A 15,925-nucleotide genomic window follows, 5' to 3' on the forward strand; every position below is an offset into this window, starting at 1 on the left:
GGTCGCTGAGCATGTCGGCGCGGGTGGGCGTGCTCGCCCTCCAGGGCGATGTCCGCGAGCACGAGCGCGTACTGGGCGCGCTCGGCGCCGACGTCGTGCGGGTGCGGCGGCCGGACGAGCTGGCCGCCGTCCGCGGACTCGTGATCCCGGGCGGCGAGTCGAGCGTCATCGACAAGCTCGCACGTCAGTTCGGGATGCGGGAGCCGATCCGCTCCGCGATCTCGGCCGGTCTGCCGATGTACGGCACGTGCGCCGGGCTGATCCTCCTCGCCGACGACATCGTCGACGGCATCGCCGGCCAGCAGACGTTCGGCGGTCTCGACGTGACGGTGCGCCGCAACGCGTTCGGCAGCCAGGTCGATTCGTTCGAGACCGACCTCGACGTGCCGGCGCTGGGCGCCCCGCCGGTGCACGCCACGTTCATCCGCGCTCCTGTCGTGGAGCGGGTCGGCGCCGGGGTGGAGGTGCTCGCGGCGCTGGGCGACGGTCGGGTCGTCGCGGTGCAGCAGGGTGCACTCCTGGGCACCGCCTTCCACCCGGAGGTCGCGGGGGAGCAGCGGTTCCACCGTCGCTTCCTCGACCTCGTCCTCGCGGCGTGAGGCGGCGCGGGCGTAGGGTCCGAGGATGACGACGTGGGTGGCGCTGCTGCGCGGGGTGAACGTCGGGGGCATCACGGTGCGCTCCGCCGACCTGGCGGCGCTGTTCCGCGACCTCGGATTCGCGGAGGTGACCACGGTCCTCGCGAGCGGCAACGTCCGGTTCGAGACGGATGCCGCAGCATCCGGTCGTCGCTCTCTCAAGGCCGCGATCGAGACGGGCCTGCGCGAGCGCTTCGGGTACGACGCCTGGATCGTCCTGGTCACCCGCGACGAGCTGGCCGCCGACGTCGAGGCGTTCCCCTTCGATGCCGACGACACGGGGCGCCAGCCGTATGTGATCTTCTCGTCGGACGACGCCGTGGCGGACGAGCTGGCCGCTGCCGCAGCATCCCTCGACGACCACGACCTCGACCCCGTCACGCGCGGTGACGGCGTCGTCTACTGGAATCCGCCGAAAGGGATGACCCTGCACACGCCGTTCGCCAAGGTGCTCGGCAGGAAGACGTACAAGAGCTCGACCACCAACCGCAACCTGCGGACGCTCCTCAAGATCCTCGCCTGACCGCTGTCGCGAGGCGCGGGTGCCGCCCCGCCGTAGAATGTCCAGCATGTCCGGACACTCCAAGTGGGCGACGACCAAGCACAAGAAGGCTGTCATCGACAGCCGTCGTGCCAAGTCGTGGGCCAAGCTCATCAAGAACATCGAGGTCGCCGCGAAGCTCGGCGGACCCGACCTGGCTGGCAACCCGACCCTGTTCGACGCCGTCCAGAAGGCCAAGAAGACCTCGGTCCCGAAAGACAACATCGACCGCGCGGTGAAGCGCGGAGCCGGTATCGGCGGCGAAGCGGTCGAGTACGCCTCGATCATGTACGAGGGCTACGGTCCCAACGGCGTCGCCCTCATGATCGAGTGCCTCACCGACAACAAGAACCGTGCGGCCGCCGAGGTGCGCACCGCGCTGAGCCGCAACGGGGGCACCCTCGCAGACCCCGGCAGCGTCGCCTACAACTTCACCCGCAAGGGCGTGATCGTGGTCGCCGGTGAGGACACCACCGAGGACGACCTCATGATGGCGGTGCTCGAGGCCGGTGCCGAGGAGGTCGAGCCGCACGGCGACGGGTTCTCGGTGCAGACCGAGGCCACCGACCTGGTCACGGTGCGCACCGCGCTGCAGGAAGCCGGCATCGACTACGAGTCCGCCGACGTCGAGTTCGTGCCGAACCTCAAGGTCGAGATCGACGCCGACACGGCCCGCAAGGTGTTCCGCCTCATCGACGCGCTCGAGGACAGCGACGACGTGCAGAACGTCTTCAGCAACTTCGACCTCACGCCCGAGGTGCAGGCCGAGCTCGAGAGCGACGACGAGTGGGCGCGCCTGGGCGCCGCGCCGGCGGCGCCCGCTTAGCGTGGGGGAGTGACCTCCCCGCTGCGCGTGCTCGGCATCGACCCCGGCCTCACCCGGTGCGGTGTCGGCGTGGTCGACGTCACACGCGATCGTCGGGCGAGCCTCGTGCACGTGGGGGTCATCCGCTCCGACGCCGATCTGCCGATCGAACGACGCCTGGCGATCATCGCGGCCGGGATCCGCGAGGTGATCGGGGCGCACCGACCCACGGTGATGGCCGTGGAGCGGGTGTTCGCCCAGCAGAACCTCAGCACGGTGATGGGGACGGCGCAGGCCAGCGGCATCGCGCTGCTGATCGCCGCCGAGAACGGTCTGCCGGCGGCGACCCACACGCCGTCCGAGGTGAAGGCGGCCATCACCGGCTACGGCAACGCCGACAAACGACAGGTGCAGGCGATGGTGGCCCGGGTGCTGCGGCTCGACGAGCTGCCCAAGCCCGCCGACGCCGCCGACGCCCTCGCCCTGGCCGTCTGCCACGCCTGGCGCGGCGGGGCATCGGAGCCCGCGGGAGCGAAGGCGGCGCTGACGCCTGCGCAGCGCGCATGGGCCGACGCCGAGAGGGCCTCGCGCCGCTGAGACGCGCGTGTGTCGCTCGAACAAACGTCCGAACGCGTCCGTAGACTCATGCCATGATCTCCACCCTCCGCGGCACCGTCGTGCACATCGATCCCGATGCGCTCATCGTCGAGGTGGGCGGAGTGGGCTTCACCGTCGCGGTGCCGCCCGCGGTGGCGCGCTCCGTGCACCTCGGCGAGACCGTGCTGCTGCACACCCACCTGATCGTGCGCGAGGACGCGCTCGCGCTCTTCGGCTTCCTCGGTCGTGACGAGCTCGTCGTGTTCGGCCAGCTGCTGGGCGTCTCCGGGGTCGGTCCCAAATCGGCGCTCGGCGTGCTGTCCTCGCTGAGCGTCGCGCAGATCGCCGAGGCGATCATCGCCGACGACGACGCGCCTTTCCGCCGGGTGTCCGGCATCGGTCCCAAGACCGCGAAGCTCATCGTGGTGCAGCTCGCGGGCAAGCTCGCGCCGCCGCATCCGTCCGCCGCGTCGACGACGGATGCCGCGCCCGCCGTCACCGCGCAGGTCACTCAGGCGCTGGTCGGGCTGGGCTGGTCCGAGCGCATCGCCGCCGAGGCGGTGACGGGCGTCGCCGAAGAGGCCTCGCCGTCCGACCGGGCCTCGGTGCCGGCGCTCCTGCGCCTGACCCTCTCGGTGCTCGGCCCCGCCCGGAAGGAGCACGCCGGTGGATGACATCCGCGAGGCGGGCGAGCCCGCAGACGAGACCGAGCTCGCCATCGAAGGGGCCCTCCGCCCGATGTCGCTGGCCGAGTTCGTCGGCCAGCAGAAGGTGCGCGGGCAGCTGCAGCTGCTGCTCGACGCCGCCCGCATCCAGCAGCGCTCGCCCGACCACATCCTGCTGTCCGGACCTCCCGGTCTCGGCAAGACCACCCTGGCGATGATCGTCGCCCACGAGAGCGGGCGTCCGCTGCGTCTGTCCAGCGGTCCGGCCATCCAGCACGCCGGAGACCTCGCGGCGCTGCTGTCGAGCCTCACGCCGGGCGAGGTGCTCTTCATCGACGAGGTGCACCGCATGGCGCGGTCGGCCGAAGAGATGCTGTACCTCGCGATGGAGGACTTCCGCATCGACATCATGGTCGGCAAGGGGGCGGGGGCCACCAGCATCCCGCTCGATCTGGCGCCGTTCACGCTCGTCGGGGCGACGACGCGGTCGGGGCTGCTGCCCAACCCGCTGCGCGACCGATTCGGCTTCACCGCGCACCTCGAGTACTACGAGCCCGCAGAGCTCGAGCGAGTCGTCGAGCGGTCGGCGGCGATGCTCGGAGTCGAGCTGCCGCGCTCGGCGCGCGCCGAGATCGCCCGGCGCTCGCGGGGCACCCCCCGCATCGCGAACCGCCTCCTGCGGCGCGTGCGCGACTACCTCGTGGTGCACGGGTCCGCGTCGAGCACCGGCGTCGACCTCGGCACCGTGCGGGCGGCGCTCGAGCTGTACGACGTCGACGACATCGGCCTCGACCGCCTCGATCGCGCCGTACTCGAGGCGCTCGTGCGACGGTTCCGCGGCGGCCCGGTGGGGCTGGGCACGCTCTCGGTCGCGGTGGGGGAAGAGGCCGACACCATCGAGTCCGTGGTCGAGCCCTACCTCGTGCGCATCGGCTTCATGGGGCGCACGCCCCGCGGGCGCGTCGCGACCCCCGAGGCCTACGCCCACCTGGGCGTGGTGCACCCCGAGGCGGCCCTTCGCCTCGATGACCTATAATCGCTGGGGGCTCTCGCCCATCCTCCCGCTCTACGGCTGCTCCTCCCGAGGACGCACCGCACCCGAAAGGTGCCCACTTCTCCCATGAACATCGGCGATTTCTTCGGCCAGTACGGCCTCATCATCGTTCTCGCGCTCCTGCTGGTCTTCATGTTCTACAGCTCGCGCCGACGGATGCAGAAGCAGAAGGCCGAGCAGGAGTCGAAGGCGCGTCAGACGATCCCCGGCGCGGAGGTGCTGCTGCAGGGCGGCCTCTACGGCACGATCGTGGAGTTCGACCCCGACAACCTCGATCAGCCCGCGCTCGTCGAGATCGCTCCGGGCGTCGAGATCAAGGTGCACAGCCAGGCCATCCTGCGCGTCGTCAACCCGGCCGAGGGCCTCGTCACCGAGGACGAGTTCATCGAAGCCGAAGCGAGCGAGGCCGAGTACATCGCGGGCGTCGCCGACGGCGACATCACCTCGATCAGCGACGACCAGCGCATCGCCGACGCGCAGCGCGCGAAGGACGCCGCAGACCCCGACGCCGAGACCGGCACCAAGCCCCAGGCCTGACCCGGCACTTTCGCGCCGACCGAGAAAGCGGACCTCCCCGTGGCGACATCCACCCCCGTCCGGCATGCGTGGCGCGCGCTGACAGGCCTTCTGGTCATCGTCGCCCTGCTGTTCGGCATCAACGCCCTCGGCGTCTACGTCTTCGGGAAGAGCTCGTGGGCCCCTTCGCTCGCGCTCGATCTCCAGGGCGGCACGCAGATCATCCTCGCCGCCCAGAGCGCGGATGGCACCGACCCGACGACCGATCAGATGAATCAGGCGGTCGCGATCATCCGCCAGCGCGTCGACGCGTCGGGCGTGGGTGAGACGAGCATCACCACGGAGGGCAACCGGAACATCGTGGTGCAGATCCCGGGCACCGCAGACGACGCCACGCGTCAGCGCATCCAGGCCTCGGCTCAGCTCCAGCTGCGCGCGGTGCTCTACTCGGGTCAGCCCGCGACCACCTTCGTCGGACAGGACGGCAACACGACGCCGTACCCGACCCCTGATCCCAGCCTGCCGTCGACGCCCACCGCGTCGCCGACGAACGGCAGCGACACATCCTGGATCACCCCGGCTTTGCAGGCGCAGTTCCTCGCCTACGACTGCGCGAATCCCGCCAACAACCCGGCCACCGCACCGAAGGACCAACCGCTCATCACGTGCGATGGGTCGAACCAGGCGAAGTACATCCTGGGACCCGTCGAACTCGACGGCACCTCGATCTCGGACGCGACCTTCGGGCAGCAGCAGAACAACGGACAGTGGGCGGTCAACCTCACGTTCGACAGCGCCGGCACGGCGACGTTCGGTCAGATCAGCCAGCGACTGTACGGAAAGACCGCACCGCTCAACCAGTTCGCCTTCGTGCTCGACGGCAAGGTGCTCTCGGCCCCGTCCATGAACGGGATCATTCTCGACGGCAAGCCCTCGATCACCGGGAGCTTCACGCAGGACTCGTCCAAGGCCCTCGCCGATCAACTCAAGTTCGGTGCATTGCCGCTGAGCTTCCAGGTGGTGAGCTCCGACACGATCTCGGCCACGCTCGGCTCGCAGCAGCTGCAGATCGGGCTCATCGCGGGTCTCATCGGACTCGTCCTGGTCGCCGTCTACTCGCTGGTCGTGTACCGCGCGCTCGGTTTCGTCATCATCGCCTCGCTCGCGGTGATGGCGGTGATCACCTACGCCGCGCTGTGCATCCTGGCGTGGCGTATGGGCTTCCGACTGTCGCTGGCCGGTGTGGCCGGACTCATCGTGACGATCGGCTTCACCGCCGACTCCTTCATCGTGTACTTCGAACGCATCCGTGACGAGCTGCGAGACGGCAAGTCGATCACCGGAGCCGTCGAAGACGGATGGGGCCGCGCCCGTCGGACGATCTACATCTCGAAGTCGATCAACATCCTCGCCGCGATCGTGCTGTACATCCTGGCCGACGCGACCGTGAAGGGGTTCGCGTTCACGCTCGGGATCACCACCGCGATCGACATCATCATCTTCATCCTCTTCACTCATCCGGTGATGCAGCTGCTCGCGCGCTCCAGGTTCTTCGGCTCCGGCCACCCTCTCTCGGGCCTGGACCCCGAAGCGCTCGGTGCCGTCTACCGTGGGCGTGCACAGTTCCGCGCCCCTGTCGCCGAGGCGAAGGGGTCGCAGATGCGCAAGACCGCGAGATCTCGGGGCGAGGCCGAGCGGCGCCAGACCATCGCCGAGCGCAAGCAGGCCGAGCTCGCTGCGGGCGGCCGCTCCGACAGCTCGAAACCCGGTACGACTCGCACGGAGGGTGACGACTGATGCGTTCCATGAACCAACTCGGCAACGATCTCTACTCCGGCAAGACCTCGTTCCCCTTCGTCGGGCGCCGGAACCTGTGGTTCATCATCGCCGCGGCTCTCGTGCTCGCCTCGGTGCTCGTGCCGCTGGTGCGTCCCGTCCAGTTCTCGATCGAGTTCACCGGCGGGTCGCAGTTCACCGTGTCGGGGGCATCGTCCACCGACCAGCAGGTGGCCACCGATGCGGTGCGCTCGGTGGTGCCGAACGTCGCCACGCACGTCTCCACCGTCGGCGCCAACGCGGTGCGCGTGCAGACCGACCAGATGAGCCCGGAGGAGACTCAGGCCGTCACCGCGGCCCTCGCGACGGCGTACAACGTGCCGACCGCAGAAGTGACGGCATCCTTCATCGGTCCCAGCTGGGGCGCCGACGTCACCCGGCAGTCTCTGTGGGGCCTGGCGATCTTCCTCGCACTCACCTTCGTGATCCTCGGGCTGTACTTCCGCACGTGGAAGATGTCGGCCGCAGCGATCGTCGGGGTCGTCGACGTGCTGATCATCACGGTCGGGGTCTACGCCCTCGCCGGGTTCGAGATCTCGCCCGCCGCCGTCATCGGATTCCTGACCATCCTGTCGTACTCGCTGTATGACACGACCGTCGTGTTCGACAAGATCCGGGAGAACACCAGCGAAGACGGAGAGGTGTCGGGGCGCACTTTCGGTGAATCGGTGAACCTTGCCGTCAACCAGACCCTGATCCGCTCGATCAACACCACGGTGGTGGCGATCCTGCCCGTCGGCGCGATCCTGTTCATCGGCGCGTTCGCGCTCGGCGCCCAGACGCTCAGCGACATCTCGCTGTCGATCTTCGTCGGCACGATCGTCGCGGCGTATTCGACGCTGTTCGTGGCCGCTCCGCTGTACTCGCTGTTCCGCGAGAACGAGCAGGCCGTGAAGACGCGCGATTCCCGCGTGCTCGCCGCCCGCGCGCGGGCCGGCGTCCCCGCCTAGCGGATCGAGTCCCCGCCCGGCGGGCGTAGGATGATCTGATCCGTCTGAGGGGAGCGTGAGCGCGTGGCAGAGGCCGTTCCCGCCGCCCCGACGTCGTCGCTGCGCCGCCTCGTGCCGCGCATCTTCTCCCGTGCCACGCGGCGCGACGACGTCGAGCAGCTGCTGCGGACGGTGCGCACGCACCACCCCAAGGGCGACCTCGCGATCGTCGAGCGCGCGTACGCCGTCGCCGAGGCGGCCCACGAGGGCCAGAAGCGGCAGAGCGGCGAGCCGTACATCACCCACCCGCTGGCGGTCGCGCAGATCCTCGCCGACCTCGGGCTGGGACCGAAGGCGATCGCCGCCGCACTGCTGCACGACACGGTCGAGGACACCTCCTACGCGCTCGATGCGCTGACGTCGGAGTTCGGCGACGAGGTCGCGATGCTCGTCGACGGCGTCACCAAGCTCGACAAGGTCAAGTACGGCGAGAGCGCCCAGGCCGAGACGGTGCGCAAGATGATCGTCGCGATGTCGCGCGACATCCGCGTCCTGCTCATCAAGCTGGCCGATCGCCTCCACAACGCGCGCACGTGGGGGTTCGTCCCCCCGGAGAAGTCGCGCCGCAAGGCGACCGAGACGCTCGAGATCTACGCGCCGCTGGCGCATCGACTCGGCATCCAGGCGATCAAGTCCGAGCTCGAGGACCTCTCGTTCGCCGTGCTGCACCCGAAGCTCTACGCCGAGATCGAGAGCCTGGTGAAGCAGCGCACCCCGCAGCGCGAGCAGTACGTGCAGAACGTGATCGACTCGGTCGACGCCGATCTGCGCGAGCTGCGCATCCGCGGCCGCGTGATGGGCCGCCCCAAGCAGCTGTACTCCGTCTACCAGAAGATGGTCGTGCGCGGCCGCGAGTTCGACGACATCTACGACCTGATCGGCATCCGCGTCCTGGTGAACACGGTGCGGGACTGCTACGCCGTGCTCGGCTCGATCCACGCCCGATGGACGCCGTTGCCGGGGCGCTTCAAGGACTACATCGCCACGCCCAAGTTCAACCTCTACCAGTCGCTGCACACGACCGTCATCGGACCCGGTGGTCGCACGGTCGAGATCCAGATCCGCACCAACGAGATGCACCAGCAGGCCGAGTACGGCGTCGCGGCGCACTGGAAGTACAAGGAGCGGATGGCCGGCGGCAAGCCCGACGGCAAGGCGGTCGACGCCGACATGGCCTGGCTCGCGCACATCTCGGACTGGCAGGCCGAGACGGCCGACCCGGGGGAGTTCCTCGATTCGCTCCGGTTCGAGATCGGCGCCAAAGAGGTCTACGTCTTCACGCCCAAGGGCCGCGTCGTGGGTCTGCCCGCCGGCGCCACACCGGTCGACTTCGCCTACGCCGTGCACACCGAGATCGGCCACCGCACGATGGGCGCGAAGGTCAACGGCCGCCTGGTGCCGCTCGAGTCCGAGCTGCAGTCGGGCGACGTCGTCGAGGTGTTCACCTCCAAGAATCCGGATGCCGGGCCCAGCCAGGACTGGATGGGCTTCGTCAAGAGCACGCGCGCGCGGAGCAAGATCCGCGGCTGGTTCACCAAGGAGCGCCGCGAGGAGGCCGTCGAGCAGGGCAAGGAGGCCATCGCCCGCGCGATGCGCCGCCAGAATCTGCCGCTGCAGCGCTTGATGAATCAGGACTCCTTCACCGAGGTGGCGCAGGGCCTGCGCTACGAGGACGTCTCGGCCCTGTACGCGGCGGTGGGCGAAGGACATGTGTCGACGCAGTCGGTGATCGAGAAGGTGACCGCGCTGGTCAGCGCCAACGACACCTCGACCGGTCCGATCGACCTGCCGGCCGTCGGCCGCTCACGGCGTCCGCGCGACGGCGACTCGGGTGTGCTGGTGCGCGGGGCGCCCGACATCCTCGTCAAGCTCGCCAAGTGCTGCACTCCGGTGCCCGGCGACCAGATCGTCGGGTTCGTCACACGCGGCAGCGGGGTGTCGGTGCATCGCGCCGACTGCACCAACGTGAAGTCGCTCATGGACGATCCGGAACGCCTCATCGACGTGGAGTGGGCGCCGACCACCAAGAGCGTGTTCCTCGTGCAGATCCAGATCGAGGCGCTCGACCGCTCGGGCCTGCTGAGCGACGTCACGCGGGTGCTCAGCGAGCACCACGTCAACATCCTGTCCGCGACGGTGTCGACGACCAACGACCGGCTGGCCCTCAGTCGGTTCGTGTTCGAGATGGGCGACATCGTGCACCTGGAGCGCGTGCTCAACGCCGTCCGTCGCATCGACGCCGTGTACGACGTCTACCGCGTCACCTCCTCCTGAGCCTTCGCGGCGAGGCCGCGCAGGAACGCGAGCGCCGAGCGCTTCATCGGCAGAGAACGGTGCTGCTCGAGCCAGCGCGCCGCGCGGCCGGGGAGCGAGACGTCCGTCGCGGCGAGCAGCAGCGCCGCACGGGTGTAGGTGTCGTCGGCGATGCGGGAGAGGTCGGCGAGCGTGCGCTCGGGCGACGTGACCCGCACGCCGCCGATGCGGAGCAGGTCGGCATCCGCCACCTGCAGATCGCGGTAGATCAGCCGTCGATCGATGACCGTGTGCAGGCGTCGGGGAACGGCACGCTGCACGGTGTGGCGAGCCGGCGGGGCGGGAAGGGCGCCGTGCACCCACGCCGCCGACAGGTGCGTGGCGGCCAGCGAGGCACCGAGCAGACCGGTCAGCGAGGCGGCGCGCAGCGCCCGCGTCTCGACCGCATCGGCCGGGATGTAGCCCTCGCCGAGCTCGACGAGGTGGCCGTCGAGCCGTGCGGCCGACAGCTCCGCCCCGGAAAGGCGATCACCGGCGAAGTACAGGAACGGAGAGGGCATGCCGACAGCGTGCCGGATCCGACGCGGACGGCGCGGGCGCGGCATCCGCTTCTGTGGAGAAGTGGAGGCCGCGCCCGGACGGTGCAGGAGCGGATCAGCCGCCGAGGGCCTTGAGCCAGGCCTTCCGCGCGTCGAGGGCTTCGACGGCGCGCGCCTCCGCCTTCTTGTCGCCGGCCTTCTTGGCGGCGGCGACCTCCTCCTCGAGCTTGTCGATCGCGTCGGTGAGCTGACGCGTCATGTCGTTCGCGCGCGCCTTCTGCGCGGGGTCGTTGCGCTTCCAGTCGACGTCTTCACGACCGCGCAGCGCCTGCTCGATCTTGCGCAGATCGTCGTCGAGCGCACGCTCTTTGTCGCGCGGGAAGATGCGACCGACCTCGTCCCAGCGGCGCTGGATGGCGGTGAGCTGCGCGCGCGCCTTGGCGAGGTCCGACACGTCGGCGACGGTGCGCGCCTCGACGAGCAGCTCTCGCTTGGCCTCGATCTTCTCGCGGGACTCCTCGGCGTCGGCGGCCTCACGCTCGCCGCGCGCGGAGTACAGGGCGTCGCCGGCGGCCTTGAACCGCGCCCAGAGCGCGTCATCGACCTTCTTGCCGGCTCGGCCGGCCGTCTTCCACTCGTCGAGCAGATCGCGGTAGGCGCCGATGCCGTCCTCGCCCTTGGGCGCGAGCGCTTCGGCCTTCTCGACGAGCCGCGTCTTGCGGTCGCGCACGGACTTGTGCTCCTCGTCGAGTCCGGCGTAGAACTCGCGGCGGTGCTTGTCGACGATCGCCCGCGCGTCGCGGAAGCGCTTCCACAGCTGCTGGCTGACCGACTTCGACAGGCGGGGGCCGTTCTGCTGCTGCGCCTGCCACTGGTCGAACAGGGAGGTGAGCTCGGCGGACGCCTGCTTCCACTGGATCGTCTTGGGATCGCGCGCCGCGAGCGCCTCGGCCTGCTCGACCAGTGCCGTGCGCTGCGCGACCGCCTCCTGGACGGCCTCCCGCGCGGCAGCCGCCTCGGTCTCGGACTCCGCGGCCAGGTCTCCCGTGAGCACTTCGACGCGCGACGCCAGCCGCACCAGGTCTCCGACGGCGGCGGCGCCGACGATGCGCTCGTGAAGCGCCTTCGCCGTCGTCCGCAGATCGGCCGCCGATGCGCCGCCCGCGCGATGCCGGGTCTCCAGCAGCACGACCTCGCTGGCGAGGTCGGCGTACTTGCGCTCGAAGTAGGCGAGCGCCTCGGCGGGGGTGCCGTCGGGGTACTGACCGACCTCACGCCAGGCGCCGCCCTCGCGCACCTCGACCGTGCCCTCGTCGTCGACACGTCCCCACGGCTCGTCCGCGGCGGGCGACGGGATCGCAGGGGTCGCGGGCGCCGCCGGGCGTGGAGCGCGGGGGAGCGGTCCGCGGGGACCGGGGGTGGGCACGGGACCGGGCCGAGGCGATGGTGTGGGGGCCGGGGCGGGAGCGGGAGCGGGAGCGTCCTCGGTCACCGACACCGAGGAGAGCGCGTCGTCGGTGACAGCGGTTTCCTCGGCGGTGGCGTCGTCGGCGGGGACATCCGGAGCGGATGCCTCTTCGGCCGGATCCTTGACGGGGGCCTCCTCGAGAGTGGGCGCTTCGCCGGCGGTCACGGACGCCTCCGGCCGGGTCGCGGCCGTCTCCTCGACGGCGTCGGGAGCGGTGGCCGGCTCTGCGGGGACGACTTCCGGGGTGTCGGTCTGGTCGGGGCGGGAATCTGCGGCGGCAGTCACGGGATGCACCTCAATGCGGCTCACGCCGCCTGTGGGGGATGGACGATCCGAGCCTAGCGGTGGGTCCGACCGACCGGGAATCCCGGGCCTCAGGATGCGGTGGGCGCGGGCGTCGGCAGGAGCGGAGCCGGAACGGAGGTGCCGGTGGGGGACGGGGAGGGGGACGGCGAGGGCGACGCAGGCGGCGGCACACCGGGGCCGAGCGTGTAGTACGCGATCTGACCGCCCGTGACGCCGAGGATCAGCACTCCGCCGACGACGGCGGCGATGACGTTGTCGCGCGTGCGACGGCGGATCTGCGCGTCGTGCAGCGACTGCCGCGCCTGGTAGACCCGGACGCGCTCGCGTTCCGCGCGCGTGCCGCGGTCTCTGCCACCCGTGCTCACGGGGCCTCCTCGGGGATCGTCGACGATACGTCGGACCGCACGATCCTACGGCGCGGCGCCGAGGTCGGCCAAAAGCCCGGCATCCGACCGCGACCCCGTGTCCGCACCCGCGACTACCCTGTAACGGTGACGCGTTCGGACGGAAGACGGAGGATGCCGTGACACCGTCCTCCGCCGCGCTGTTCCAGGGGCAGACCCCGCTGGCCGTGCGGATGCGACCCACCTCCCTCGCCGAGGTCGCCGGTCAGGGTCACCTGCTGCGGCCGGGCTCTCCGCTGGTGGCGCTGGCGAATCCGGATGCCGCGGCATCCGCTGTCTCCGTCATCCTGTGGGGTCCGCCGGGCACCGGCAAGACCACGCTCGCCCAGGCGATCGCCCGCTCGTCCGGGCGACGATTCGTCGAACTGTCCGCGGTCACGGCCGGCGTGAAGGACGTGCGCGAGGTCATGCAGGAGGCGCTGAATCAGCGCGATCTGTACGGCCAGTCGACGATCCTCTTCCTCGATGAGATCCACCGCTTCACCAAGGCGCAGCAGGACGCGCTGCTGCCGGGGGTCGAGAACGGGTGGGTGATCCTGATCGCCGCCACCACCGAGAACCCCTCGTTCTCGGTCATCTCCCCGCTGCTGTCCCGCTCGCTCCTGCTCACACTTCAGCCGCTGAGCGACGACGATCTCGGCACGCTGGTCGATCGGGCGCTCGAGGACCCGCGCGGTCTCGCCGGCGCGGTGCGGCTCGACCCGGAGGCGCGCGTCGCGCTCATCCGACTGGCTTCCGGCGATGCCCGCCGCGCGCTGACCGCACTGGAGGCGGCGGCCGCCATGCCCGAGACCGGTGACGAGCCGGCGGTGGTCACCGCCGAGCACATCGCGCAGGCGGTCGATCGCGCGCTGCTGCGCTACGACCGGCAGGGCGACGAGCACTACGACGTGATCAGCGCCTTCATCAAGTCGATCCGCGGCTCCGACGTCGATGCGGCGATGCACTATCTCGCGCGCATGATCGAGGCGGGGGAGGATCCGCGCTTCATCGCGCGGCGCCTGGTGATCTCCGCCGCCGAAGACATCGGACTGGCCGATCCGCAGGCGCTGCAGATCGCCGTGGCGGCCGCCGACGCGGTGGCGTTCATCGGCATGCCGGAGGGGCGCATCCCGCTCGCCGAGGCGACGGCGTACCTCGCCACGACCGCCAAGTCGAACGCCGCCTACAACGCGATCAACGCGGCCATCGCCGACGTGCGGGCGGGCGACTTCGGCCGGGTGCCGCCACCGTTGCGCGACGCGCACTACGCCGGCGCGAAGCGCCTCGGCCACGGCAAGGGCTACCGCTATCCGCACGACTCCGAGATCGGCATCGTCGCCCAGCAGCACCTGCCCGACGAACTGCGCGGCCGGCGCTACTACGAGCCGACCAATCATGGCGCCGAACGCGATGTGGCGGCTCGTCTGGAGAAGATCCGCCGCATCCTCGAGGGCGACTGACCCCGTGCCCCCGGCCGAGAGGGGGACTGTCGTCCTGCACACGCCCCGACTGCGCCTGCGCGAACTCGAGGAGAACGACCTCGAAGCGCTGCACGAGGTGCTGAGCGATCCGGTGTCGATGCACGCCTATGCGCACGGCTTCGACCTCGCGGAGACGCGCGAATGGATCCGCCGGCAGCGCGAGCGCTACGCCGCCGACGGCTTCGGCCTGTGGGCGATGGAGCTCACGGCGACCGGCGCGGTGATCGGCGACTGCGGGCTCACGCGGCAGCGGATCGAGCATGACGAGGTGGTCGAAGTGGGTTACCACCTCGCTCCGGCGTTCCAGCATCGCGGCTTCGCCACCGAGGCCGCCGGCGCGTGCGTCGACTGGGCGTTCGCGCACCTCGAGGTCGACGAGGTGTACGCGAAGGTGCGCGACACCAACATCGCCTCGATGAACGTCGCGATCCGGCTCGGGATGATCGTCCGCCGTCGATTCGACGTGACCTATCGAGGCATCCGGATGCCGCACTACGCCTTCGCCGTCTCGCGGGAGGACCGGAACGGCGCCTGACCGGCCATCTGTTAGGCTTGATCGGCTCGAAACGCAGTTTTCGGGCATCCCCTCTCTTCCGAACCACCTTCCGGCATGCCCCGGCGTGCAGTCCGGACAGGGCGAAGAGAAGCGGATACGTCCGTGAGCCGCGATCGCCGCGGCCACGTCAACGGAAGGAACACTTCGTGGCTACGAAGTCCCAGGACCGCCGCAAGGTCCGTCTCTCCCGGGCACTCGGCATCGCGCTGACCCCGAAGGCCGCCCGCTACCTCGAGAAGCGTCCCTACGCTCCCGGCGAGCACGGCCGCACCAAGCGCAAGCAGGACAGCGACTACGCCGTCCGTCTGCGCGAGAAGCAGCGTCTGCGCGAGCAGTACGGCATCCGCGAGAAGCAGCTGCGCAACACCTTCAACGAGGCACGTCGCAAGGACGGCCTGACCGGTGAGAACCTGGTCGAGCTGCTCGAGATGCGTCTGGACGCGCTCGTGCTGCGCGCCGGCCTCGCCCGCACCACCGCGCAGGCCCGCCAGCTCGTCGTGCACCGCCACATCCTGGTCGACGGCCAGACGGTCGACCGCCCGTCGTACCGCGTGACGCCGGGTCAGCTCATCCACGTCAAGGCCAAGTCCGAGGGCACCGAGCCCTTCCAGGTCGCAGCCGCCGGCGGTCACGCCGACGTCCTGCCCCCGGTTCCGGGCTACCTCGAGGTCGAGCTCGACAAGCTGCAGGCACACCTCACGCGTCGCCCGAAGCGCGCCGAGGTCCCCGTGACCTGTGACGTGCAGCTCGTCGTCGAGTACTACGCCGCCCGCTAAGGTACGCACGATCGCGAGGGCGCCGGGGATCATCCCCGGCGCCCTCCGTCGTCCCCGTCGGCCCCACCCCGCCGAAGACCCTGGCTACGATGGGAGGACGCCGCGCACGCGGCCGATCGCGAGGGAGTGGTTCCTGTGAAGAGCCTGCTGTGGTTCCTGGTCGGCATCGCCGGCGGATTCGTCGTCGCCCACATGATGAACAAGGATCCGCGCGGACACGAGATCCTGGCCGAGGTGGACGCCCGCATCAGTGAGTTCACCGACGCCGTCGGCGACGCGTACCGCGAACAGGAGGCGCGCATCAGCGAGATCGTCGGCGAGGTGCGGGACGCGGCATCCGAGGCCGTCTCCTCCGCCAAGGACGCGGCGGGCGACGTCGCCGGAACCGTGAAGGATGCCGCAGCCGACGCCGCGTCGTCGGCCAAGGACGCCGCCGCCACGGTCACCCAGGCCGCCAAGAAGCTCACCGACTGACCCGTTGCTCTCCCCGGGCACCGCGTCGTACGACGCGGTTTCCGC

At 70.2% G+C, this 15,925-nt stretch carries 17 protein-coding genes; 14 read left to right on the forward strand and 3 right to left on the reverse strand.

The annotated features are described in order from the left end of the window. Positions 1-11 precede the first annotated feature (11 nt). The 10 genes from pdxT to ACSJDX_RS12380 all read left to right on the forward strand — a co-directional run bounded on the left by pdxT (position 12) and on the right by ACSJDX_RS12380 (position 9,915). Positions 12-599, forward strand: coding sequence for a pyridoxal 5'-phosphate synthase glutaminase subunit PdxT (gene pdxT, locus ACSJDX_RS12335; RefSeq protein WP_438352954.1), 588 nt, complete (start codon positions 12-14; stop codon positions 597-599). Positions 600-624: 25 nt separating this feature from the next. Then, positions 625-1,161 (forward strand): DUF1697 domain-containing protein, encoded by a 537-nt coding sequence (locus tag ACSJDX_RS12340; protein WP_438352955.1) that lies wholly within the window; start codon positions 625-627, stop codon positions 1,159-1,161. Positions 1,162-1,207: 46 nt separating this feature from the next. Further along, a complete protein-coding gene (locus tag ACSJDX_RS12345) occupies positions 1,208-2,005 on the forward strand; it encodes a YebC/PmpR family DNA-binding transcriptional regulator (RefSeq protein WP_438352956.1) in 798 nt (265 codons plus the stop codon). Positions 2,006-2,014: 9 nt separating this feature from the next. Continuing rightward, positions 2,015-2,581, forward strand: a complete 567-nt coding sequence (ruvC, locus tag ACSJDX_RS12350) for a crossover junction endodeoxyribonuclease RuvC (protein ID WP_438352957.1) — start codon at positions 2,015-2,017, stop codon at positions 2,579-2,581. Positions 2,582-2,634: 53 nt separating this feature from the next. Then, a complete protein-coding gene (gene ruvA, locus ACSJDX_RS12355) occupies positions 2,635-3,255 on the forward strand; it encodes a Holliday junction branch migration protein RuvA (protein WP_438352958.1) in 621 nt (206 codons plus the stop codon). Positions 3,256-3,319: 64 nt separating this feature from the next. Beyond that, positions 3,320-4,282 carry a Holliday junction branch migration DNA helicase RuvB gene (gene ruvB, locus ACSJDX_RS12360; RefSeq protein ID WP_438354983.1) on the forward strand — a complete coding sequence of 321 codons (963 nt, stop codon included), beginning with the start codon at positions 3,320-3,322 and terminating at the stop codon, positions 4,280-4,282. A gap of 84 nt (positions 4,283-4,366) precedes the next feature. Next, on the forward strand, positions 4,367-4,837 hold the full coding sequence (locus ACSJDX_RS12365) for a preprotein translocase subunit YajC (protein ID WP_438352959.1): 471 nt from the start codon (positions 4,367-4,369) through the stop codon (positions 4,835-4,837). 39 nt (positions 4,838-4,876) lie between these two features. Beyond that, positions 4,877-6,613 carry a protein translocase subunit SecD gene (gene secD, locus ACSJDX_RS12370; RefSeq protein ID WP_438352960.1) on the forward strand — a complete coding sequence of 579 codons (1,737 nt, stop codon included), beginning with the start codon at positions 4,877-4,879 and terminating at the stop codon, positions 6,611-6,613. After that, positions 6,613-7,602 carry a protein translocase subunit SecF gene (gene secF, locus ACSJDX_RS12375; RefSeq protein WP_438352961.1) on the forward strand — a complete coding sequence of 330 codons (990 nt, stop codon included), beginning with the start codon at positions 6,613-6,615 and terminating at the stop codon, positions 7,600-7,602. The genes secD and secF overlap by 1 nt, the downstream gene beginning before the upstream one ends. A gap of 63 nt (positions 7,603-7,665) precedes the next feature. Then, positions 7,666-9,915, forward strand: coding sequence for a RelA/SpoT family protein (locus ACSJDX_RS12380; RefSeq protein ID WP_438352962.1), 2,250 nt, complete (start codon positions 7,666-7,668; stop codon positions 9,913-9,915). On the opposite strand, the gene ACSJDX_RS12385 is transcribed toward ACSJDX_RS12380, so the two are convergent. The 3 genes from ACSJDX_RS12385 to ACSJDX_RS12395 all read right to left on the reverse strand — a co-directional run bounded on the left by ACSJDX_RS12385 (position 9,894) and on the right by ACSJDX_RS12395 (position 12,572). Beyond that, a complete protein-coding gene (locus ACSJDX_RS12385) occupies positions 9,894-10,454 on the reverse strand; it encodes a type IV toxin-antitoxin system AbiEi family antitoxin (RefSeq protein WP_438352963.1) in 561 nt (186 codons plus the stop codon). The two genes, ACSJDX_RS12380 and ACSJDX_RS12385, sit on opposite strands and share 22 nt — an antisense overlap. Positions 10,455-10,548: 94 nt before the next feature. Beyond that, complete coding sequence (locus ACSJDX_RS12390) at positions 10,549-12,186, reverse strand: DUF349 domain-containing protein (RefSeq protein WP_438352964.1); 1,638 nt, start codon at positions 12,184-12,186, stop codon at positions 10,549-10,551. Positions 12,187-12,275: 89 nt separating this feature from the next. Next, a complete protein-coding gene (locus ACSJDX_RS12395) occupies positions 12,276-12,572 on the reverse strand; it encodes a dioxygenase (RefSeq protein WP_438352965.1) in 297 nt (98 codons plus the stop codon). 212 nt (positions 12,573-12,784) lie between these two features. Between ACSJDX_RS12395 and ACSJDX_RS12400 the strand changes: the two genes are divergently transcribed. The 4 genes from ACSJDX_RS12400 (at position 12,785) to ACSJDX_RS12415 (ending at position 15,880) form a co-directional block, all read left to right on the forward strand. Continuing rightward, entirely contained in the window at positions 12,785-14,053 is a 1,269-nt protein-coding gene (locus ACSJDX_RS12400) for a replication-associated recombination protein A (RefSeq protein ID WP_438354984.1), read from the forward strand. 4 nt (positions 14,054-14,057) lie between these two features. Further along, the gene (locus ACSJDX_RS12405; protein ID WP_438352966.1) at positions 14,058-14,609 is read left to right on the forward strand and encodes a GNAT family N-acetyltransferase; all 552 of its coding nucleotides are present in this window, start codon (positions 14,058-14,060) and stop codon (positions 14,607-14,609) included. 167 nt (positions 14,610-14,776) lie between these two features. Then, a complete protein-coding gene (gene rpsD / locus ACSJDX_RS12410; RefSeq protein WP_438352967.1) occupies positions 14,777-15,406 on the forward strand; it encodes a 30S ribosomal protein S4 in 630 nt (209 codons plus the stop codon). Positions 15,407-15,541: 135 nt separating this feature from the next. Beyond that, a complete protein-coding gene (locus tag ACSJDX_RS12415; protein ID WP_438352968.1) occupies positions 15,542-15,880 on the forward strand; it encodes an ATPase in 339 nt (112 codons plus the stop codon). Positions 15,881-15,925 lie beyond the last annotated feature (45 nt).

The organism is Microbacterium fluminis (assembly GCF_051549805.1).
Classification (GTDB): Bacteria; Actinomycetota; Actinomycetes; order Actinomycetales; family Microbacteriaceae; genus Microbacterium.

Excerpts from the sequence above, each read along its gene's own strand:
- secF (WP_438352961.1), top strand. The coding sequence starts at position 6,613 with ATGCGTTCCATGAACCAACTCGGCAACGATCTCTACTCCGGCAAGACC.
- ACSJDX_RS12340 (WP_438352955.1), top strand. The coding sequence starts at position 625 with ATGACGACGTGGGTGGCGCTGCTGCGCGGGGTGAACGTCGGGGGCATC.
- ACSJDX_RS12345 (WP_438352956.1), top strand. The coding sequence starts at position 1,208 with ATGTCCGGACACTCCAAGTGGGCGACGACCAAGCACAAGAAGGCTGTC.
- ACSJDX_RS12385 (WP_438352963.1), bottom strand. The coding sequence starts at position 10,454 with ATGCCCTCTCCGTTCCTGTACTTCGCCGGTGATCGCCTTTCCGGGGCG.
- pdxT (WP_438352954.1), top strand. The coding sequence starts at position 12 with ATGTCGGCGCGGGTGGGCGTGCTCGCCCTCCAGGGCGATGTCCGCGAG.
- ACSJDX_RS12400 (WP_438354984.1), top strand. The coding sequence starts at position 12,785 with ATGCGACCCACCTCCCTCGCCGAGGTCGCCGGTCAGGGTCACCTGCTG.
- ruvB (WP_438354983.1), top strand. The coding sequence starts at position 3,320 with ATGTCGCTGGCCGAGTTCGTCGGCCAGCAGAAGGTGCGCGGGCAGCTG.
- ACSJDX_RS12365 (WP_438352959.1), top strand. The coding sequence starts at position 4,367 with ATGAACATCGGCGATTTCTTCGGCCAGTACGGCCTCATCATCGTTCTC.
- ruvA (WP_438352958.1), top strand. The coding sequence starts at position 2,635 with ATGATCTCCACCCTCCGCGGCACCGTCGTGCACATCGATCCCGATGCG.